Here is a 21,414-nt window from a genome sequence, read left to right on the forward strand (position 1 = left end):
CCGAAATGCTTGAATTTCAATGCTAAAGTCCGGCCTCTTCTTAGGAAGACACCTTGCCCAGGTGGCGGAATTGGTAGACGCACTAGTTTCAGGTACTAGCGGGTAACTCCGTGGAGGTTCGAGTCCTCTCCTGGGCACCAAACAAGAAAGGCCAGCACGTAAGTGCTGGCCTTTTGCGTTTGGGGGCCAGGAAGCAAAGTCCCCCTTGCGACGGGGTCAGGTCTTGACCCATTGGCGTTCAAAGTCGGCCGCCGATATCGGCCGGCCAAACAAATAGCCCTGAGCGTAGTCACAGCCTGCTGCCAGCAGCAGCGCAGCTTGCTCGGGCGTCTCGACGCCCTCCGCCACCACCTTCATGCCCAGTGCATGGGCCATGGTGATGATGGCCGTGCACAGCGCCAAGTCTTTGGCGTCGGGGCGCAGGTTGCGCACAAAGCGTTGGTCGATCTTGAGCAGGTCGATCGCGTACTTCTGCAGATAGGCGAGCGAGGAAAACCCAGTGCCGAAGTCATCCAGCGAGACTTGAAAACCGGCCGCATGCAGGGCGGCGAGTTGGGCCTCTACCTCGTCATCGGCCTCCAGCAGCAAACTCTCGGTGATTTCTATCGTCAAGGCGTCGCCGTCCAGATCGAGTTGCTGGAGGGTGTCGCTCCAGCTCGTACTGACCGGCATGTTGTCGGCTTGCTGGCGAAACTGCACCGGAGATTTATTCACACTGATCTGGAAGCCGCTGTCAAAGCGGCTGCGCCATTGCTTGGCCTGCTGCGCGGCCTGCATAAACACCCAGGCGCCGATTTCGAGTATCAAGCCACTGGTCTCTGCCAGGGGCACAAAGACGCCCGGGCCGATCACGCCTTGGCTGGGGTGCCGCCACCGCAACAGGGCCTCGGCCTTGTGCACCTCGCCATTGCGCAGGTCGACGATGGCCTGGTATTCGATGAACAGTTCCTGCCGGGCCAGCGCTTCGCGCAGGTCGTTGCTCAGGCGCATGCGCTGTAGTGCAGCTTGTTGCAGCTCCGGCGTGAAGTAGCCCAGGCGGTTGCGCCCGGCTGCCTTGGCCGCGTACAAGGCTTGATCGGCATGTTTGAACAAGCTCTCGATTTCTTCTCCGTCATGCGGGAAGTGGCTGATGCCAATGCTGGCCGAAACAAAGACCCGCTCGCTCGACAGCTGAAAGGCGGCAGACAGCGTGGCGATGATGTGCAGAGCGACTTCACGCGCGCGGGCTTCGATCTGCAACTCGGCCGGTTCGACGCGCAGCAGCACCGTGAACTCGTCGCCACCCATGCGCGCGACGGTGTCGCCGCGGCGCAGGCAGGCCTGGATGCGGGCACCCGCCTCAATCAGCAGGCGGTCGCCCATATCGTGGCCCAGCGTGTCATTGACCTCTTTGAAGTGGTCGAGATCAATGAACAGCAGGGCCAGCTCGGCGCCTTGTTGGCGCGCCTCGCTCAGGCTCAGCTCCAACTGCTCCCGCAGGCTGCGTCGATTGGGCAGGCCGGTCAGCGGGTCGAAGTGGGCTTGCTGCCAGATCAAGTCTTCGGCGGCTTTGCGCTGCGTGATGTCGGTATGTGTGCCCACCATGCGCAGTGGCCGGCCCTGCTCATCGCGGCTGATGACCATGCCGCGGCTGTGTATCCATTTCCAGTTGCCTTCCTTGCAGCGAACCCGGTGCTCGTTGCTGTAACTGCTGGTGAGGCCGGCAAAGTGGGCTTCGCGGTCAAGCTGCATTTGGGCCAGATCGTCGGGGTGGGTGCGGGCATCGAATTCCGCCGGTGTCGGCCTGACGTCGTTCTCGGCATAACCGTAAATTTGCAGGTAGCGGGGCGAGTACAACTCGACGCCACTTTGCACATACCAATCCCAGACGCCGTCGCCATTGCTCTCCAGCGCCAATTTCCATAAATCATCGGCGTCTTGCAGTTCTGATTCGATGCGCTTGCGCTCATGGATATCGCTGTGCGTGCCCAGCAGCAAGACTGTGCTTTCGCCGGGCCCGGCCGCCAGTGCATTGGCCTGCAGCAGATGCCAGCGATAGCTGGCGTCGGCCGCTCGCAGCCGGTAGTCCCGCGTCAAAGGCAGCGGCAGTGCAGGCGCGCTGCTCTGGTAGTCGCGGCAGGCCTGCTCGAAGCCCGGCCAATCATGAGGGTGAACGATGGCTTGCCAGCCTTGGCGCTGCAACTCGGGCCAGCTCAGGCCGGCGTAGCGCAGCAGCGCGGCCGATGCGAAGCGGATCTTGAATTGATCGTCGAGCAGCCAGGTCAAGGTCGGCAAAGCGTCCAGCACCAAGCCCATGGGCCTGCCTAGTTGCGCCAGGTCCAGATCGGCGGCTTGAGTCGCGGCCTGTTCTTGCTGCAGATCTGCGTTGACGTCGAGTTTCATCGGTCCCGTTGAGTGAGTCCGTCCACGCCTGCAGCTTACTTGATTCCCGTCAAACTCCATCATTTGGGCCGGCAAAACTGGTTTCTAGATGCGTCCGAGCCAAAGATTGCCGTCTTGAGCCTTGTTTCATGCGGCTGCCCATCGGCAATCGCGCGGTTTGGGTGAAAATGGCGAGGCCCGAGATCGTCGGGTTCCACCGTGAGAAGAGATTCTGGAATGAACAAAACCGAACTGATTGCACACCTGGCTGCCAAGCATGAGCTGACCAAGGCCGAAGCCGGCCGTATCCTCGAGACCCTGCTTGAAGCAGTGGTTAGCACCGTGAAAAAGGGCGGCGCCGTGGCTATCCCCGGCTTTGGCTCCTTCAAGCAGCATGCCCGCGCAGCGCGTACCGGCGTCAACCCAAGCACCGGCGACAAGATCAAGATCGCCGCTGCCAAGCTGCCTAAGTTCACACCCGGCGCTGGTTTCAAGGCCGCTGTTGACCCGAAGGCCGCTGCCCGCAAGGCCGCCAAGGTGGCAGCCGCTCCAGCCAAGGCTGTAGCCGCCAAGCCAGCCGCCAAGGCTGCCGTGAAGAAGGCGAAGAAGTAATCTGCTAGCGCATGGGCTCGCTGGTGTCAGAAGGCACATGGCAGGCACATGGCAGGCGCAAGCAGACCAACAGCGGCCGAGCACCTTTGTAGGTGCCCGGCCGTTTTTTTGGCGCTGCTGTGGCACAGTGCTGGCTTCTATGTTGAGCAAGGACGCGACCAGTGGCAAGCAAAGTAGGGTCTAGCCCGACGATTGTTGATGTGGCCGAACAAGCCGGCGTGTCGATCAAGACCGTTTCCCGCGTGCTCAACAAGGAAGCCGGCGTGCAGGACAAGACCCGTGAGCAAGTGCTCAAGGTCGTGGCCGAACTGAAATACCGGCCCAAGCTGGCCGCGCGCAGCATGGGCGGCGGGCGCTCCTTTTTGATCGGGCTGCTCTATTATGACCCCAGTGCAGCCTTTGTCGGCGGGGTCCAGCAGGGTGCGACGCTGCGCTGCCGAGAGTCAGGCTACCACCTGGTGGTGGAGTCTTTGCACAACGACGCTCCGGACATCTACAACCAGGTTGACCGCATGGTCTCGGCGCTGCGCCCGGACGGCATGATTTTGACGCCGCCCCTGTGTGATAACCCCAAGGTTCTGCAGGCTCTGCGCGACAACGAAACGCCTTTTGTGCTGCTTTCGCCTGGACAAGAGCCGGCCGATCAGTTCAGCGTGCGCATGGATGACGAACTCGCCGCCGAAGAGGTGACGAACTTGTTGATCAGCCTGGGCCATGAACGCATTGGCTTCATCCGGGGCGCACCCGATCAGGCGGCCTCGGAGCTGCGCTACCGGGGCTTTGTGCGTGCCATGCAGGCGCATGATCTGACGGTTGAAGAGAGCCTGGTGTGGGAGGGCGACTTCACCTTCCCCAGCGGCGTGGAAGGGGCGCACAAGCTGCTGAGCCGCAGCGTGCGACCTACGGCGGTCTTTGCCAGCAATGACGATATGGCTTTGGGTGTGCTGGCTGCGGCGCAGCGCTTGGGGCTGAACGTGCCGGCCGATTTGTCGATTGCCGGCTTCGATGATTCCAGCGCAGCCAGCTTGGTCTGGCCGCCGTTGACCACCGTGCGCCAGCCGACGCATGAGATGGCCAGCGTGGCAGTGGAAATGCTGATCACCGCCAAGGGCAATGACGCCGAGGCGGCGACGCCGCAGAGCTCACACCGGGTGCTGCCGCACCAACTGCTGGTGCGGGACTCCAGCCGCGCCCTGCACCCATCAGCACATCCGCACCCTGCGCCGAAGAAGGTCTGAATCGAGGGGGATGGGCAAGGGCGGCGGGCGCGCCCTCAAGCCGCCAGCTTGGCGCTCTGGAAGAAAGCGTTGACGGTCAAGCGCCCCAGGCCCGCCTGGTAGGCTGCGCTGGCGGCCTGAATGTCGCCGGAGTGGAAGATGCTGCCGTCGTAAAAGACCGCGCGGTTCCATTTGGCCGGCACGCGGCCAATCACCTCGAAGTAGCGGTTGCTCTGCGTCATATAGCCCGCCGGTATGCCATATTTATTGCCGAAGTCGCTGCCGCTCAGGCTTTTTGCGTCGGCCAGAAAGCTTTGGGTGTCAGCCTCGGACATCAACGAGCGAAACAAGACGGTGCCGCCCAGCCGTTCATCCCCGAACAAATAGTGGACGAGCGCGCACATCATCTGGCCGGGCTCCAAACCGGAGTCATCGCGGTGGCAGGTGCGCTGGCGGGCATCCAGCGTGCTGGCTTCTTGGGTGACGCGCGAAAAGCGGCCATACATGCCCAAGGGCGGGCCGGCCTGCAGCCGGGCGCGCAGATGGTGGCGGAAGTAGTCGTCAAGCTGCGCGGCCATCTCGGCGGGTAAGTCCAACTGCATGCCGGGGTAGGGGTGGCCGGCAGGTCTGTGGAACTGATTCGAGACCGACTGCGCCAAGCGCACCAAGCCATCCGGGTCCTGCACGAAGTCATCGATGACGAAGACCTCTTGACCGTTGCTCAGCGGGATGGTTTGAATATGGGGCTTTGGATTCAGCAGCAATGCAGGGCCGGAAGAGGTGTTGACTTTGGGGGCTGCTGACGGACTCGTTGCTGCCGGCTTGGGCGCGCCGCAGAACCGGCTGACATAGTCCTGGTGCTTGGGCAGCTTGATCAGGCTGCGCGCGGCGTCCTTGCGGATCTCGCCGAGAAATTCGCCCAGGTCGGCGTCACTCATCTGGCGTGTCACCGGATGGTGGGCGCTGGGCGCAATGCCCTGGCCCATCATCACCTGAATCCACGAGTTATCGCGGAACAGCTCGTCGGAGTCGAGGCAAACCCGGGCCGAGTCCTTGAAGAGCTGGATGCGATGGGCCAACAAGTTAGGCACCGCCATCTCGCGGCAATCACGCCAGAGTTTGGCATCGGTGCGATTGTTGACGTGGTAGTGCAGGATGATGAAGTCTCGAATTGTCTCGATGGCGCGGCGCGATTGGTCGTTGTATTCGTCAATATCGCTTTGGCAAATGCCATCGGCCGGGAACATCTGAATCAAGCGCGTCAAGCCGCGTTGAATCAGGTGAATGCTGGTGGACTCCAGTGGCTCCAAAAAGCCGCTGGACAGGCCGATGGCGACGCAGTTGCGCTTCCATACCAGCTCGCGCTGGCCCGGCGTGAACTTGATGACGCGCGGCTGGCGCATCACCTCGCCCTGCACATTGGCCAGCAGTGCGAGCTTGGCCGCCTCGTCGTCGAGATGGCGGCTGCTGAAGACCAGGCCGTTGCCGACCCGGTGCTGCAGCGGAATCCGCCATTGCCAGCCCCAGGGGTGGGCGATCGAGCGGGTGTAAGGCACGGCCTCGCCGACCGAGGCGGTCTGCACGGCCACGGCGCTGTCGCAGTGCAACCATTCCGACCAATCTTGATAGGCCACGCCGAGGGTCTCGCCCAGCAGCAGTGAGCGCATGCCGGTGCAGTCGATGAACAGATCGCCTTCGATCAGCGAGCCGTCATTCAAGCTCAGCCCGGTGATGCCGCCATGGCTGGCCTCGCCGCTGAGGTCGCTGTGCACCTTGACGATCTTGCCCTCGATGCGCCGCACGCCCAGGGCCTCGGAGTAACGGCGCAAATACTGGGCATAGAGCGTCGCGTCGAGGTGGTAGGCGTAGTTCAGGCCGGTGTTGGGCAGATGGGCAAAACGATTGTCCATCGCCGCGCGCAGCTCCAGGCAATAGTCACCATAGTCGCTGGCCAGGCCGCGCTTGCGGCCCTCCAGCCAGAAATGCTGGAAGCCGGCCGTCCAATGTGGCTTGCCGGTCGTGCCGAAGGAATGGAAGTAATGCTCGCCGACATTGCGCCAGTTCTCGAAACTGATGCCCAGCTTGAAGGTGGCCTGCGTGGCGGCCATGAATTCGCGCTCATCGATGCCGAGGATCTCGTGGAAAAAATGCAGGGTCGGGATGGTCGCTTCGCCGACGCCTATGGTGCCGATTTCTTCCGACTCGATCAGGCGGATGTCGTACAGGCGGCCCAAGCTTTTGGACAGGCCGGCTGCCACCATCCAGCCGGCAGTCCCGCCGCCGGCAATGACGATGCGGCGCACGGGCTTGGAGGCGTAAGGTGTTGGTGTTGATGTTTGGGTCGAGGGGTTCATGGGCAGGGCCTCACTCACTAACTAGCGATTCAGTCGGGTCAGCAGCACCGAGCGCAGATGGCGCGCACGGTCCGGCGTGATCGGTGCCAGCACGCCTTGAGCGTGGGGCGGGATATGGGCGGCGGTTTGTGCGTCCGCGTGGAAAACATAGTGATCGAACAAAGCCTCCCAGGCTTGGCGCTGGGCCGGCGGCAGCTCACGCAGCGTCATCAAGGCCAGCATCAAGGTGTTCATTGGCGAGTCCATAAAGGCAGGGCTTTGCCGCCACCAGAAGTTCACCAGCGCGCTGATAGGCTCCAGCGCCTCCACCGCATGCCACCACAGGCTGGGGATGAACACCGCATCCCCCGGCAGCAGCTCCACCGTCTGTGCCTGCGCCAGCGCTTGCGCATAGCGCGGGAAACGCTCGAAGTCTGGCTTGGCAATATCGACCAGGCTGATGGCTTGACCGGCCGGGGTCAGGTCCAGGGGGCCGATGTATAGATTTGCGACCTGTTCGGGCGGGAACAGTGTGAAGCGACGCCGCCCGGCGACGACGCAGGCGATGTTGTCGGGCAGGTCGAAATGGGCGGCCACGCGCACCCGGTTGCCCAGCCACAGGCTGACCAAGGGCTCGGCCACATTCAGCGGCAAGTCATTCGCTTGGCGCAGGCCGGGGAAGGAGCCGTCAAGCTCGGTGGAGCCCAGATAGAGTGCGGGCGGATTCGCCACTTTCGCCTGCGCCAGCAACTCGTCCAGCAGGGCGCCGAAGCCGGCAATCTCGCGCTGATAGTTGAAGCCGCTGAAATCGGTGTTGTAGAAGAATCGGCCTTCGATGGCCGGCGCGCCGCGCCACAGCCCGACCTTGGTGGCTGCACCGGCGGCGCCAAAGCCGCGCAGGTAGTCGCAGAACTGTTGATCTGATTGCTGCGCAGCCTGAACCATCGGCCAATGGCACACCAAGCCGCGCAGCAGCACCGGCTCGGTGCTTTGCAGCAGATCGGCGGGCAAGGCGTCGGCGCGGATGTCGCTGCGCTCGAGCATGTTCCGGCTCATGGCTTCAAGCTTCGCTTGCGAGTTGCAGGCGGATCAGCGTGTGTAGGTGGGACAGCGAGGCCACGGCCATATAGATGGGCATCAGATAGTCCGCTTGGTGCAGCAGGCCCACCGTCTTTTCGTCCAGGGCCGCGAGGCGCTCTTCATGGATGGTGTACAGGCCGACCAAGCGGCCATGCGAGCCGTCTGGCCGCTCAACATCCAGGACAAAGGGCTCCAGTAACTCATGCGCGAGCAGGGCGTCTATGAAGGCGGGCGTCGCTTGCAAGCCTTCGTGCAAGGTCTTCAGCACCGAGTTGGCATGTTCCAGAAACTCGCTTGTGCCGCCCAGCGGCAAGAACACCGCCTCGCCTTCGGCGCCCTGGCTGATGCGCGGGCTGGCCATATCGACCAGCATCCGGAGCTCATCCTCGTTGACGCCAATCATGAAAGGCTCGCGCTGCATGGCCAGGGGCACATAAGGCACCGTCCAGCCCTCGGGGCCGAGGAAAAGGTTCTGACCTTCTTGCAGGCCGAACAGGGCCAGCGGCTGCATTGAGCCTTGATCGTTCTTCTGAAACACGATGGGGTAATGCACCTGCAGGCGGCGAAACTCGTCCGGTGTGGCGATACAGGACATCCTTGCGTCACCCCATTCGGCACCACGGCGGGTGATGATGCGCAGGTCTTTGTGCGTGATGTTGTCGAGCAGTTGTGGGTTTTGCATGGCGTATCAGTTGGGGTGAATAGGGTGCGTGGCTTGGTGCTTAGGGCATGCCGTGCGCCTGGATGTGGCGTATCAAATCGCGGTGGCGCGGCAGGCCACCCAGCATTCGTTTGCTGGCGCTGCTCACCTGCTGGAAGCAGGCTTGCGCCTGCGCCAGGCGGTTCGCGCGGGGGGCCGGCAGCTGCGGCTTGAAGCCCATGCCGTAAAGCACATATTGATAGCTGGCGGCGGGAAACACTTCGTCGACGCGAAATAGATCGCCGCGCAAAGGGGCCCGGTGCCGCCACAGCTGCAGCAGCTCGCCCAAGCGTTCGGGCATGGAGGCCGCTTGGCGATGCTCGCGCCAGTAGTCAGCGTCATTGCGCTGATTCAAGGCGTAATGCAGTTTGAGGAAGTCGATGATGCGGGCCCAGCGGTAGTCGAAGGCCTCGTTGAAGCGTTTGGCCACGAGGGTCATATCGGCGCGGGTAGCGGGCAGCTCATCGCGGATCATCGCGGCCGACAACTCGACCAGCGCGAGTGCAGATGCCTCCAGCGGTTCGATAAAGCCCGAGGACAGGCCCACCGCCACGCAGTTGTGATGCCAGAAGCGTTCACGGTAACCCGGCGCAAAGGGGATGTGGCGCGGGCTGGGCAGCTCGGCCGCGGCCGGGCCGCCGCTGCGGGCAATATGCTGGCGCAGCGCCAGCTCTGCTGCCTCGCGGCTGGTATGGGCGCTGGAGTAGACCAGGCCAACGCCGCGCCGGCTGGGCAGGCCTATGTCCCAGGTCCAGCCTTCGGCATGGGCGGTGGCGATCGTGACCGAGGCCAGCGGGCCCTGTGTATCGGAGTAGGGCACTTGCAGGGCCAAGGCGCTGTCATTGAACAGCACATGCTGTTGTGAGCGCAGCCCGATGCCGTAGTGCTGACCAATCAGCAAGGCCTTCAGGCCCGAGCAGTCGATGAAGAGATCGCCCTCGATCGCGCCGTGGCTGCGGGTCTGCAGGGCTTTGAGGTCGCCGTTTTCATGGGTGAGCACCTGAGTGACTTCGTCGGCCACATGCCTCACGCCAAGTTTCTCGGTGGCGTGCTTGCGCAGCAGGACGCCCAGCTTGCCGGCATCGAAGTGGTAGCCGTAGTTGAGGGCGCCGCCAAATTCTGGCGTTGTCACTTGCTTGGGGGCCAAGCTCGCATCGCAGACCAGGGGTTGAGGGCTCACGCTAGACGCAAAATCCTGCTCGGTGCCGGCGTGCAGCCAGGCGCCCACCAGATCGACCTCACCATGGCCCTGCGGCAGCGAGAAGGGGTGGTAATAGCGGTCGGCCTGTTTGTTGCTGGCCTCGTCGCTCACATCGCCATTGACCCAGCCGTCAAAACGCGAACCTTGTTTGAAGGCTGCGTCGCAGTCGCGCAGCAGGTCAAGCTCGCGCAGACCGATGCGCTGCAGCGTCTCGCGCATCGAGGGCCATGTGCCTTCACCCACCCCGATGGCCGGTGCGTCGGGCGATTCGATCAGGCTGATTTGCAATTTGCCGTCTTCCAAACCACCATGTTCTGCGGCCAACAAGGCTGCGCTCAGCCAACCCGCGGAGCCGCCCCCCAACACTACGATGCGCCGCACCGCTTCCGTCATATCAAGTCTCGCGATCACTGTAGGACTGCTTCTATACGGACCCGAACCGACATGGCCTTTTGGGGGCCATGCCGGTTCGGTGTGCTTGCCGTTTAGAACGAGTAGCGTGCCCCCACCAGATAGCGGCGGCCCGTTTGAGTCACGGATACTAGCTGCTCTTTGGTGCGGCCGTGCTGGCGGATAACCCCGTCGTTCAGGTTGAGGAAGTCAGCCTGGAAGGTCAGGTTCTTCGTCATCCGGTAGGCGATCGTCATGTCCATCTGACCATAGGGCTCGGTGTAGATAGGGTTGTTGCCGGCGCCATCGGTCGTTGCCGCCAGGAACTCGCCGCGCCAGTTGTAAGCGCCGCGCACCGAGAAGCCTCCGCCTTCATAAAAGCCCACCAGGTTGTAGGAGTTGCTCACCCCGACCAAGGCCGACTGTGCAGCCGTGCTGTGGTTGTCGTAGGACAGTCCGGATGACACCCGGGTGTAGTTGCCCGAGACGCCGAAGCCGGAGTTGCCGAACAGATGCTGCGCGTTCAGCTCAACGCCACTCAGGTTATCGCCCTTGGCATTCGCCGGCGTGGTGACCGCAAATTGCAACAGGGGATCGGTCGCCTGGCCCACGATGGTGCCCTGGATTTCGCCGGCCGCATTGACGCCGGTTTTGGTCACACCCGGCTGGCCGTCGAAGTTGTTGAAGATGTAGTTGCGCTGGCACTTGGGATCGGTGGCCGAGCAGCCGCTGGCGATTGCCGCAAGGTAGTACTTGCCCCCAATCGGCGTGTGAACCTGGCCGACCGGCTGCCTGACCGTGGTGCTGGAGATGAAGTTGGTGATGTTCTTGCGGAACAGACCTGCGGCCACATAGCTGGACTTGCTGTAGTAGTACTCCAGCGAGGTGTCCCAGTTTTTGGACAGCAGTGGCAGCAGCGCGGCATTGCCGGTGGAGCCGGTGCCGCCGCCTGCGTTGGCCGTGTCACCCACCGTCACGCCGCCTGCGAGCGCAGCCCAACCGGGGCGGCCTATGGTCTCGCCATAGCTGGCGCGCAGCTTCATATTGGCCGTCAGGTCGGCATCCCAATCGATGCTTGGGAGCCAGTAGCTGTACTTGCCGCTGGATGAGCCGAAGGTCGTTCCGCCGGACTGCACCGAGATCTCGTTCAAAGAACCCCAGCTGGCACCCGTGAGCGACAGCACTTGCGAGCTGGATTCGACCTTGGTCGATTCGCGCCGCACGCCAACCGACACGCTCATCGGAATGGCGGTGTCGAAGCTGTGGTCGTATTGCAAGAAGCCGCTGGTCGACTTTTCCGTCGTGCGCAGGTCGGCGCCCTTGGTGAAGTCGGTATAGGCCGCGAAGTAGGCCTCTGCTTCCTCGCGCGTCAGCGGTGTGGGGTGGCTGGAGGTGCCCGACTTCATTGCGATTTCAATCGCGCGAGCGCGCATGGCGTTGAAATCAAAGGAGTAGAACTTCTGCAGCAGGCGCGGATCGTCGCTGCCCTTGACCTGGCCGAAATAGCTCGGCAGGCTTTCGGTATTGAACAAGCTGGCGGCGTAATCGCCTTGCTTGCCGACACCGCCCCAGTCGCCGTTTTGGTGGTTGACGGAGGCCGAGCGGTTGTTCACCTTGGTGCTGGAGATGCCGAAGTTCAGCTTGTCGTCGCTGCTGAGCTTGTAGGCGCCCCGGAACTGGGCCTGATCGATCTTCTGATCGCTCAAGGCATTGTCAAAACGGGTGCCGGCGACCTGGATCTTGTTGGTGTCAAAGACCGTGTTGGGCAGGCTCAGGATGGGCATGTCCTGGTTGTAATAGCCGATGGCATCGCCTTGGCTGAACATGCCGGAGCCGATCACAGAATAAGTGCCGTAAGGACTGTTGGCCCCCGTCTTGGCGGTGGAGCTGTGTGCATCGAGCTCCACGTTCAGTTGCTCGTTGATCTTCCATTCCGCGTTGAAGCCGGTGGAACGGTTCTTCGCCTTTTCGCCGTACTGACCGCCGTCGATGGCGAGGTCATGATCCTTGGCCGGGAACAAGGCCGAGTAAGAAATCGGGCCAGCGACCGGGCCGTCAGTCCAGGCCGAAGGGCCGCCTTGGAAATTGAACCACGTGCCGACCTGTACGTTCTTCTTGTTGACCGTGTTGTCGGCCATCGTGTAGTCAAGCGTGAACTTGAGGTCTTTGCTGGGCGCGTATTGCAGCACCAATTGGCCGTTGGTGCGCTCGCGCTCCAAGGCGGTCAGCGCATAGCGCAGGTCCACCGGCGTCGAGTACAAAGTATTCGGGCCTGGACGGTTGGTGATTTGCTCGTAACCGGGCTCGCCCTTTCTCGGAATCGCACCCCAGCCGCTCTCGTCGCCAAGGAAGGGGTGCCAGCCGTTTTGCGTGTAGGCCTTGTTGGAGCCGGAATCGCGCCGCGAGAAGCTGCCGCTGATCGAAATGCCTATGGCGCCGTTGGCAAAGGTGTCGCTGTAGATGCCGGACAGATCAGGCGTTATGCTGCTGCCTTGATACATCTCGGGCAGGCGATCATTGGAAGCGTCGTGATTGGCCTTGACGGAGAAGCTGGCGATGCGTTCTTTGCTGTCGAGTGGACGCGCGGTCTTGATATTGATGGTGGCGCCGATGCCGCCGGCCGGCTTGGCGGCGCGGCTGGTCTTGAACACTTCGATCGCCGAGACCGAGTCGGACGAGAGATTGGAGAAGTCGAAGGCGCGCGACGAGTTGGCTGAGCTGCCGCCCTCGGCGCTATTGAGCAAGGCTCCGGGCATTTGACGGCCGTTCAAGAGCACCATATTGAAGTCGGCGCCGATACCGCGCACGGTGACGCGGGATCCTTCACCGCTTTGACCGCGTTCGATCGACACGCCTGAGATGCGCTGCATCGATTCAGCCAGATTGGTATCGGGGAACTTGCCGATGTCTTCCGCAACGATGCCGTCCACCACGCCGTGGTTTTCGCGCTTGAGCGAAACGGCAGATTCGAGCGATCGGCGGATGCCGGTGACGACCACCGTGTCGAGTTGCTGCGCATCGGCAGCGAGGGTGGGTGTGGCTGCTTGCTGGGCCTGGCTGGCGGGTGCAAACAGAGTCAACAAGGCCGCGCAAGCGCTGGCCACGGGTTTCACGTTCAGGGCACGCCGCTGGGCGTTCGTGCTCGGACGGTGTTGGAACTGAGCTCTTTTCATATGTCTCCTATGGATTCTGCGCTGGGTACCGTGAACTGGATTTCCATCCACTGCGGTTTGATGGAGAGGGTGCAACCGCGGCCATTTGAGACCTTGGATGCAGTGTCGTTTAGCGCATGGTGTTTGCCACGCGGGTCGCTTCTATGAGTTCCTCTGGACTTGCTCCGGTCGGCGCCCTCGGGCGCTTCCCTTTGACAAGGCGAGGCCATGATACGAATCAAAAGACAACGTTGTCAACGGCGATATGACAGCGTTGTCGTTTTCCCCTAGTTGAAAAAAACAACAGCCCCTTGTGCAGAGCCAGAATGCCGTCGTTATCGGCACCCTGGGCTTTTGTATGTGCGAATAGGGGTAAACGACAGCGTTGTCTATTTCTCGTTGACAACGTTGTCTTTTTTTAATTATTATGGCCGCGCACCATCGCAAAGAGCGCCGCATTAATTTGAAACCCGAACCCATGACAGCCAACGACAATTTCAAGCCCGCAGACACCAACTTGGCGACGCAGTTTCCTGCTGGCTTTCAATGGGGCTCAGCCACCAGTGCGGCTCAGATAGAAGGTGCATCGGCGCTCGACGGCAAGGGGCCATCGATTTGGGATACTTTCTGTGGCGAGCCTGGGCGCATCAATGATGCCTCCAACATCGATGTGGCTTGCGACCATTACCACTTGTTCCGCGAAGACATTGCGCGCATGAAGTGGCTGGGCTTGGAGGCCTATCGCTTCTCTATCTCCTGGCCGCGTGTGCAGGCCTTGGGCGAAGGCGCGTGGAACGAAGCCGGCTTTGCTTTTTATGATCAGCTGATTGACGCCTTGGTAGAGGCCGGTATCAAGCCCCATGTCACGCTCTATCACTGGGACTTGCCGCAAGCGCTGCATGACAGCATGGGCGGCTGGTTGTCGCGCGATATCGTGCCGCACTTTGCCGCCTATGCGGCCGAAGTGGCCCGCCGCTTTGGCGCCAAGGTCGTCAGCATCGCGACATTGAACGAACCCTGGTGTGTGGCAACCTTGGGTTATGAAACCGGCCAGTTTGCGCCGGGCATGCGCAGCCGCAAAGCAGCAATGCAGGTTTCGCATCATTTGATGATGGCGCATGGCGCGGCGATCCAAGCGATGCGCGCCGTCACGCAGACGCAACTCGGCGTGGTCTTGAACCACACGCCGGCATTTCCCGCCGAGCCGATCGAGGCCGATCGGCAGGCTGCGCGTATCGATGATGGTTTGAATGTGCGCTGGTATATGGACCCGATCTTTCGCGGCAGCTATCCGGCCGATGTGATCGAGTACCTGGGCGAAGACGCCCCGCAGATAGAGCCGCAAGACCTGACCCTGATCCAGCAGCCGCTGGACTTTCTGGGGGTCAATTTCTACACCCGCAGCTTTATCAGCACGCAGACACCGGCGGTACCGGCGCCGGGCAAGCTGGGCTTCACCGATATGGGTTGGGAAATCTACCCCAAGGCATTGACCCAGCATTTGGTGCGCATCACCCGCGAGTACTCGCCGCCGCCCATTTTCATCACCGAAAACGGCATGGCCAATGCCGATGAACTGGTGGACGGGCAGGTGATGGACGTCGAACGCATTGCCTATCTGAAAGCGCATCTGGCCGCTTTGGCGCAGGCGATGGATATGGGGGTAGATGTGCGGGGCTATTTCTACTGGAGCTTGCTCGACAATTTCGAATGGAATTCGGGCTACCTCAAGCGTTTCGGCATCTTCCATGTGGACTACAGCAATCAGCAGCGCGTGGCCAAGGCCAGCGCACATTGGTACCGGGCGTTGATCGAGGCCTTCGGGAGCGCGGGTCGTGGCGGCGCCTGAGCGGGCTGCGCTGACGCAGTCAATCCTGGCACAGCAGCAAATGCACAAGCCCCCGCAGCCGGCCCAGAAAGCGAGCCCCATGAATCCTTCCGCGGCCTCGCAAGGCTTTCCGCGCTTGCTCGCCGATGTGGGCGGCACCAATGTTCGCTTCGCCAGCCAGCTCAGCGCTAACGGCCCCTTGCAGCAGACCGGCAGCTATGCCTGTGCTGATTTTGAATCGCTCTGTGACGCGATCTGCCATCACCTCTGGCGCGAGGGCTTGGAGCGGCCACGCGCCAGCGCGATCGGTATCGCCACGCCGGTCACCGGTGACCATATCCGCATGACCAATCATGCCTGGACCTTTTCGATCAAGGCCATGCAAGAGGCTTTGGGGCTGCAGCGCTTGCTGGTGTTGAACGACTTTTCGGCGCTGGCCCTGGCCCTGCCGACGCTGCATGCCGACGCGCTCTGCCAGCTAGGCACGGGCCAAGCGGTGCCCGGCGCGCCGATCGCCTTGATTGGGCCTGGCACGGGGCTGGGCGTATCGGGCCTGGTGCCGGCCTATGGCGCTGGTCTGGTACCGCTGGGCGGTGAGGGCGGCCATGTGACCTTGAGTTCTTATGAACCCGAGGAGCAGGCGGTGCTGGACATCTTGCAGCAGCGCTTCGGCCATGTGTCGGCCGAACGGGCCTTGTCGGGGCCGGGGTTGGAGAACCTCTATCTGGCCCTGGCGCAGTTGCATGGAGTGCGCGTGGAGGCTTTGGCGGCTCAGCAGGTGACGCAGGCCGCGCTGGAACGTAGCGATGCGATGGCCGACGGCGCGCTGGAGATGTTTTGCAGCTTGCTAGGCGGCGTGGCCGGCAATCTGGCGCTGACCCTGGGCGCTAGAGGCGGGGTCTATATCGGCGGGGGCATTGTGCCGCGGCTGGGTGCCAGGTTTTCCGAGTCAAAATTCCGCCGCAGCTTTGAGGCCAAAGGACGGTTCCGGGCTTATTTGAGCGACATCCCGAGCTATGTCGTACGCTCTAGCGAGCAGGCGGCCTTGCAAGGTGCATGCCGCGCCCTTGACCTTGATACGGCGCATTGAACAATGGACTTTTCGAGCTCAATGAAGCCCACATCGCCGGTCAAAGCGGCGCCTCTCTCGGCGTTGCGCAATATTTTTTGGGTCGCCTCGCTGTACTTGGCCATGGGCATTCCCTACAACGTGATCAACGGCACTTCGGTGCGTATGTTCAAGTCGCTGGGTTTCCCGGACAGCCAGATCACCGTGGCGGTTGGCAGCATAGGCATCGCCTGGTCCTTGAAGCCGCTGTGGGCAGCCTTTCTGGACATGTACCGGACCAAGCGCTTCTTTGTGCTGACGATGGAACTGCTGTGCGGCTTCTTGTTTGCGGCCATCGCCATGTCGGTCGGCGAGCCGGGCTTCTTCCAGATCGCGATTGCCTTGCTGTGGGTGGCGGCCTTCGCCTCATCGACCCAGGACATCTGCGCGGACGGGATCTACCTGACTGCGCTCGATAAAACCGCGCAGACGCGTTTTGCCGGTTTGCAAGGCGCGTTCTGGGTGCTGGGCAAGGTCTTGGCGACCGGGCTGCTGATCTCTCTGCTGTTCAAGCTGCAGGCCACCCAGGGCTGGTCCGATCAAACCATGTGGCGCCATGTGATGTTGAGCTGCGCCGCTGCCATGGGGCTGCTGGCGCTGTATCACCTGTTGATGTTGCCGACCGGCAGCGTGGCGGCGCGTCCCAGCGGAGCCGCACAAGTATGGCGTGACTTCAGCGGCACGGCGACGACGTTTTTTCACAAGCGCGCCTTCTGGGGCATGATTGCTTTTGTCTTTCTGTATCGGCTGGGCGAAGGGCTGATCCTGATGGAAGGCCAGCTCTTTTTGCAAAGCAGCACCGAGCAGGGCGGTCTGGGCCTGAGCGCGGGCCAGGTCAGCGATATCGACGCTGTTTACGGCACGCTCGCCAGCATCGTGGGCGGCCTGCTCGGCGGCGCCTTTGCCGGCAAGCTGGGCCTGCGGCGCTCGCTCTGGATACTGGGATTGAGCCTTAACATCCCGCACTTCACCTTTGTGTTGATGAGCCACTTTGCGGCGGCCGGCCATGGCCTGGACTACAGCGCCGTCGTGACCCTGGTCAGCATCGAAAAGTTCGGCTATGGCTTTGGCATGGTTGGGAATATGGTCTATCTGATGCAGCAGTTGGCGCCGGGGCGCTCGACGATGACGCATTACGCCTTTGCCACCGCGCTGATGAATCTGGTGCTGGTGCCCACGGCGATGATTTCTGGCCCTTTGGCCGAATGGCTGGGTTTCTCCAGTTTCTTCTTGCTGGTCATGTTGGCTTCAGTGCCCTCGGTCTTGGCGGCTTGGCGAGCACCCTTCCCTCAGCAAGAGGATGAAACGCGCTCAGTCTTCGACGCGGGCGCCGGCGGCGTGCAGCTGACGGTGGACGACCCGACGCGGCTGAGTGCCGTGGAGCAAGAAGTGCAGGCTATTGCGGGGCGTGCTTCGATGTTCGCAATGCTGGGCATCTTGGTGATTCTGATTGCCGACGCCAAAGTGCTGGGTTCTCTGCAAGGGGGTGAGCCTGGCACGGGTCTGACGCAGTTGCTGCTCCTATTGGCCCTGCTATGCCCCAAGGCCTTTTTTGCGCGCCGGACCTTTGCGCTCGCGGCCCAGGCGGCGCGGCTTGCTGGGCCGACCGGCGAAAAGCATTATTCGGGCAACGCCCAGGGCGCCAAGATGGCCACCCTGATCAGCGCCGCGGTGTCGCTCGCGGTGCTGGTTTTTTGCGCGCAGCGCCTGATTGCCTGATGAAGTTCGCTAAGCGCCGCTTCCTGCTCGCGCTGGCCTGCTTGGTCGGTTCTTCCGGCCTTGCCTTCGCGGACGGTGGTGCATCAAAACATGCGCAGGCCTGGCAAAACAGCCCGGGCTGGTGGAACAGCACGGAGGACTTGCCGAGCTTTGACTTGGGCGCAAGCGCCCGCCAGCTGCCCTTGGTGAAGGTGCAGGGCAATAAGTTTGTCAACGAGCAGGGCGCCGTCGTCGTGTTTCGCGGCGTGAATATGTCTGACCCGGACAAGCTCGAGTCGCAAGGCCAGCTCAGCCGCGCCTACTTTGAGGCCATCCAGTCCTGGGGCGCCAATGTGGTGCGCATTCCTGTTCACCCCTCGGCCTGGCAGCGGCGCGGCAAAAAAGGCTATCTGGCGCTTTTGGATCAGTCCGTGCGGTGGATCAACGAGCTGGGCATGTATGTGATTGTGGATTGGCACTCGATCGGCAATCTCAAGTCCGAGCTGTTTCAAAACAGCAGCTATGCCACCAGCAAGGGCGAAACCTTTGATTTCTTCCGCACCGTGGCGGCTCGCTACAAGGGCGTCCATACGGTCGCCATGTATGAAGTATTCAATGAACCGACCGTCTTTGGCGGGCGGCTGGGTGTCGTCAGCTGGGCCGATTGGAAGGCGATCAACGAAGAGGCGATCACCATCATTCAGGCGCACAACGCCGATGCAATTTCTTTGGTGGCCGGCTTCAACTGGGCCTATGACCTGAGCCCGGTGGCGATGGCGCCGATAGAACGCAAGCAGGTCGCTTATGTGAGCCATCCTTATCCGATGAAGGTGGCGGCACCCTATGAAGAAAACTGGCAGCGCGACTGGGGTTTTGTCGCGGATAAATATCCGGTGATCGCGACCGAAATCGGCTACCAATTGGCAGGCGATAAAGGCGCCCATATTCCCGTCATTGACGATGGCAGCTACGGCCCACGCATCACGAACTATCTGGGCGGCAAAGGGATCAGCTGGGTGGCCTGGGTTTTTGACCCGGACTGGGCGCCGCAGCTGATCAAGGATTGGCGCTACGAGCCGACGCTGCAGGGCCGGCATTTCCGGGCCGTGATGTTGAAGGAAAACAAACAATAGTCCAGCTGAGTCGATGTGTCCTGGCACTGACGAACCTGCTGGCGCGAGTGTGTCGAATGTCACAGCTGGACTGAGTCGGACAGATTTGAGGGTCAAACCGGCATCCAATCACGCGGGCAACCATCAGAAGGAGGCGTAGAGTGCAAAGAACTCGATAGGCGCTGAGATGCAATTGTTCCTGCCCAAAGTTGAAGTGATCGCGCTGGAGCAAGGCTTGCTCGGGCAGTCCGGCTTGGCGCGTGCGCAAACCCTGGTGGCTTTGGCCTGGTATTGGCGTCAGACCGATAGCCGGCAGGCCTTGGCTTGGGTCGAAGCCGGTGAGAGCAGCCTGCAGGGCTTGGGAGTTCAGATCCAGACTACCGAAGTTGAGCCCCTTGCAGCGCGCCTGACGCTGGTGCGTGCCGAGTTGAATTTGCTGTCCGCCGAGCTTGGCGCGGCCTTGCAAATGGTGCTTGCAGCGATTGCGCAGTTTGAAGCTTGTCGGGACATGGTGGGACTCGGCGATGCCTATTGGTTGCATGCGCAGGTCTTGGAGGACAGCGGCAGACAGGGCCAGACCAAACCCAGTTTGGACGCAGCGCGGGTGGCCTATGAGACAGCGGGAGACATGGATCGGCAGGCCGCATTGCATGCGCGTTGTTTGACGATGGCCTTGTTTGACGAGCCCGTGGCGGCGTCGGCGGCTATCTCGCAGAGCTTCCCGACTGAGCAGGTTCGGCCATTGCCCGTAGCGTTTTGGATCAGCAATGCGCATGGGCTGGCTGCAGCACTGGCCGGCGATCCTGCCGCCTCGATCAAACATTTTTTGCGTGCCCACGAGATCGGCCTGGAAATCGGCCAGCTGCGGCGGGCCTTGGTGGCCGGCAGCAACGCGGCCGAGTCGTTTTTGCGCTTGGGAGACTTGGACACCGCCTTGGCCATGCATGAGCGTGATTTGTTGCTGGCGCGCGAAGTCGGCTGGCCGGCCTGCTTGGGGCTATGTCTGGCCAAGATAGGCAGCGCGATGCGGCAACTCGGGCGTTATGGCGAAGCGCGCGGCTTCATGCTTGAGGGCACCAAACAAATGGCGCGCCTGCCGGGTTCGCGCTCGCAGGCGCAGGTGGCGATTGACCTGGCGGAGTTGGAGTTGGCGGACGGCCAGTTTGCCGAAGCGGTTCGGGCCTTCACGGACTTGGCGGCGCAGCGCGAGCTGACGCTGGCGCCCGACTTGTTGTTGCTGGTGCAATGTGGTTTGGCCACCGCACTGGTGAAGGTCGGGCAACATCAAGCCGCCGCCAAGGAGGCCACGGCTGCTTTGAGCTTGGCCACGAATTTGGGCGATGTCTTGGGTCAGGTCAATGCCATGCAGGTGCTGGCGCAATTGCCGCCGGACGCGGGTTTGCCGCTGCCGCCGCAGATGCAAGCCCCTTCGTTGACGCTTCACTATCTGCGCGGTGCGCTGGCGCTGGCGGCCACCATTCCCGACTATGAGCCCACGCCGGAGCTCAGGCAGCAATTGGCGGCGGCCGAGGCCTTGGCGGGCAATTACAAGCTGGCTTACGAGCATGGCCTGGCGGCCGATATGGCCTTCCGCCGCTTGCAGACAGCCACCGTCCAAAGCCGCGCGGTGGCGATGCAAGTCAAGCATGAGCTGGAGCAGGCCCAGGCGCAGACGGCACTGCACCAGCAGGCGGCCGAGGCCTTGCGGGAAACGACAGCGACCTTGGAAGTCCTGGGCGTGATGGGGCGAGACATCACCGCCAGCTTGCAGGCCGAGAGCGTGTTTCAGACGCTGCATAGGCATGTCGAGCAGCTGCTGGATGCCGCCAGCTTTGTGGTCTTCATGGTGGAGCCGGCGCAGGCCGCAGCGGGCACGCCGCAACAGCTGGTGCTGACTTACGGCTCGGAAGGCGGGCGCAAACTGCCCAGCGAGAGCCTGGATCTGCATGGCAATTCGGTCTTTGCGCGCTGCGCCCGCGAACGTGAGGAGTTGCTGATCAATCTTGCCCCCGAGCAGAGTGACGGGCCGCGAGCCTGTCAGAAATTTTGTGTGTAAGGCATAGCATGTCGACAAGGAGCATGAATGCCACGCAAGACAAAGACCACCGCTGCGGCGGACAAGGCGGCGCAGCCGCAATTCTCAGCCGAGTTGCTTGAGCAACTCATCCCCGGGCCGGTAACGCCGGCCCAGCTGGAGGGCATCTTTCAGCAGTTCAAGAAGTCAGTGCTTGAGCGGGCGCTGGGCGCAGAGATGAGCCACCACCTGGGCTACGCGCCCGGCCAAGCCAAGCCCGAAGGTGGCCCCGCCAATCACCGCAACGGCAAGAGCGCCAAGACGGTGCTGACCGACACTGGCGCTCTACGCATTGACGTTCCCCGCGACCGAGAGGGTAGTTTCGAGCCGCAGCTTATCGGCAAGCACGAACGCCGCTTCACCGGCTTTGACGACAAGATCATCGCCATGTACGCGCGTGGCATGACGGTGCGCGAGATCCAGGGCTTCTTGCGTGAGATGTACTCGGTGGACGTCTCGCCGGACCTCATCAGCAACGTGACCGACGCCGTGATGAGCGAGGTCACGGCCTGGCAGACGCGCCCGCTGGAGTCGATGTACCCGGTGGT

At 62.1% G+C, this 21,414-nt stretch carries 14 protein-coding genes and 1 tRNA gene; 9 read left to right on the plus strand and 6 right to left on the minus strand.

Annotated elements, in window-relative coordinates:
* Positions 1 to 55: 55 nt before the first annotated feature.
* Positions 56 to 140: transfer RNA gene (locus PRZ03_RS17690), tRNA-Leu, on the plus strand.
* Between the two features lie 76 nt (positions 141 to 216).
* Here PRZ03_RS17690 and PRZ03_RS17695 read toward each other — a convergent pair.
* Entirely contained in the window at positions 217 to 2,382 is a 2,166-nt protein-coding gene (locus tag PRZ03_RS17695; protein WP_273601544.1) for a putative bifunctional diguanylate cyclase/phosphodiesterase, read from the minus strand.
* A 216-nt stretch (positions 2,383 to 2,598) separates the two neighbouring features.
* Between PRZ03_RS17695 and PRZ03_RS17700 the strand changes: the two genes are divergently transcribed.
* Positions 2,599 to 2,973 (plus strand): HU family DNA-binding protein, encoded by a 375-nt coding sequence (locus PRZ03_RS17700; protein ID WP_263534803.1) that lies wholly within the window; start codon positions 2,599 to 2,601, stop codon positions 2,971 to 2,973.
* Between the two features lie 161 nt (positions 2,974 to 3,134).
* On the plus strand, positions 3,135 to 4,211 hold the full coding sequence (locus PRZ03_RS17705) for a LacI family DNA-binding transcriptional regulator (protein WP_273601545.1): 1,077 nt from the start codon (positions 3,135 to 3,137) through the stop codon (positions 4,209 to 4,211).
* A 35-nt stretch (positions 4,212 to 4,246) separates the two neighbouring features.
* Here the strand turns inward: PRZ03_RS17705 and PRZ03_RS17710 are convergent, their stop codons facing one another.
* From PRZ03_RS17710 to PRZ03_RS17730, 5 genes are all read right to left on the minus strand, one after another.
* On the minus strand, positions 4,247 to 6,544 hold the full coding sequence (locus PRZ03_RS17710) for a DUF6445 family protein (RefSeq protein ID WP_273601546.1): 2,298 nt from the start codon (positions 6,542 to 6,544) through the stop codon (positions 4,247 to 4,249).
* A gap of 21 nt (positions 6,545 to 6,565) precedes the next feature.
* Positions 6,566 to 7,579 (minus strand): cupin-like domain-containing protein, encoded by a 1,014-nt coding sequence (locus PRZ03_RS17715; RefSeq protein WP_273601548.1) that lies wholly within the window; start codon positions 7,577 to 7,579, stop codon positions 6,566 to 6,568.
* A gap of 4 nt (positions 7,580 to 7,583) precedes the next feature.
* Complete coding sequence (locus tag PRZ03_RS17720; RefSeq protein ID WP_273601549.1) at positions 7,584 to 8,285, minus strand: SapC family protein; 702 nt, start codon at positions 8,283 to 8,285, stop codon at positions 7,584 to 7,586.
* Positions 8,286 to 8,325: 40 nt separating this feature from the next.
* Positions 8,326 to 9,915, minus strand: a complete 1,590-nt coding sequence (locus tag PRZ03_RS17725; protein ID WP_273601550.1) for a tryptophan halogenase family protein — start codon at positions 9,913 to 9,915, stop codon at positions 8,326 to 8,328.
* A 74-nt stretch (positions 9,916 to 9,989) separates the two neighbouring features.
* Complete coding sequence (locus PRZ03_RS17730; protein ID WP_273601551.1) at positions 9,990 to 13,067, minus strand: TonB-dependent receptor; 3,078 nt, start codon at positions 13,065 to 13,067, stop codon at positions 9,990 to 9,992.
* Positions 13,068 to 13,524: 457 nt separating this feature from the next.
* Here PRZ03_RS17730 and PRZ03_RS17735 point away from each other — a divergent pair, with 457 nt between their 5' ends.
* The 6 genes from PRZ03_RS17735 to PRZ03_RS17760 all read left to right on the plus strand — a co-directional run.
* A complete protein-coding gene (locus tag PRZ03_RS17735) occupies positions 13,525 to 14,895 on the plus strand; it encodes a GH1 family beta-glucosidase (protein ID WP_273601552.1) in 1,371 nt (456 codons plus the stop codon).
* Between the two features lie 79 nt (positions 14,896 to 14,974).
* Positions 14,975 to 15,964: a glucokinase gene (locus tag PRZ03_RS17740; RefSeq protein ID WP_273601553.1), complete on the plus strand. Its 990-nt coding sequence runs from the start codon at positions 14,975 to 14,977 to the stop codon at positions 15,962 to 15,964.
* A gap of 21 nt (positions 15,965 to 15,985) precedes the next feature.
* Complete coding sequence (locus PRZ03_RS17745) at positions 15,986 to 17,701, plus strand: MFS transporter (protein ID WP_273601554.1); 1,716 nt, start codon at positions 15,986 to 15,988, stop codon at positions 17,699 to 17,701.
* Complete coding sequence (locus PRZ03_RS17750; RefSeq protein ID WP_273601555.1) at positions 17,701 to 18,813, plus strand: glycoside hydrolase family 5 protein; 1,113 nt, start codon at positions 17,701 to 17,703, stop codon at positions 18,811 to 18,813. The genes PRZ03_RS17745 and PRZ03_RS17750 overlap by 1 nt, the downstream gene beginning before the upstream one ends.
* A 166-nt stretch (positions 18,814 to 18,979) precedes the next feature.
* Positions 18,980 to 20,848, plus strand: coding sequence for a hypothetical protein (locus tag PRZ03_RS17755; RefSeq protein ID WP_273601556.1), 1,869 nt, complete (start codon positions 18,980 to 18,982; stop codon positions 20,846 to 20,848).
* Between the two features lie 27 nt (positions 20,849 to 20,875).
* Positions 20,876 to 21,414 (plus strand): transposase (locus tag PRZ03_RS17760; protein WP_273601557.1); only part of this gene is annotated, 539 nt, incomplete at its 3' end.

This window comes from Roseateles albus (assembly GCF_028595345.1).
Lineage (GTDB): Bacteria > Pseudomonadota > Gammaproteobacteria > Burkholderiales > Burkholderiaceae_C > Paucibacter_A > Paucibacter_A albus.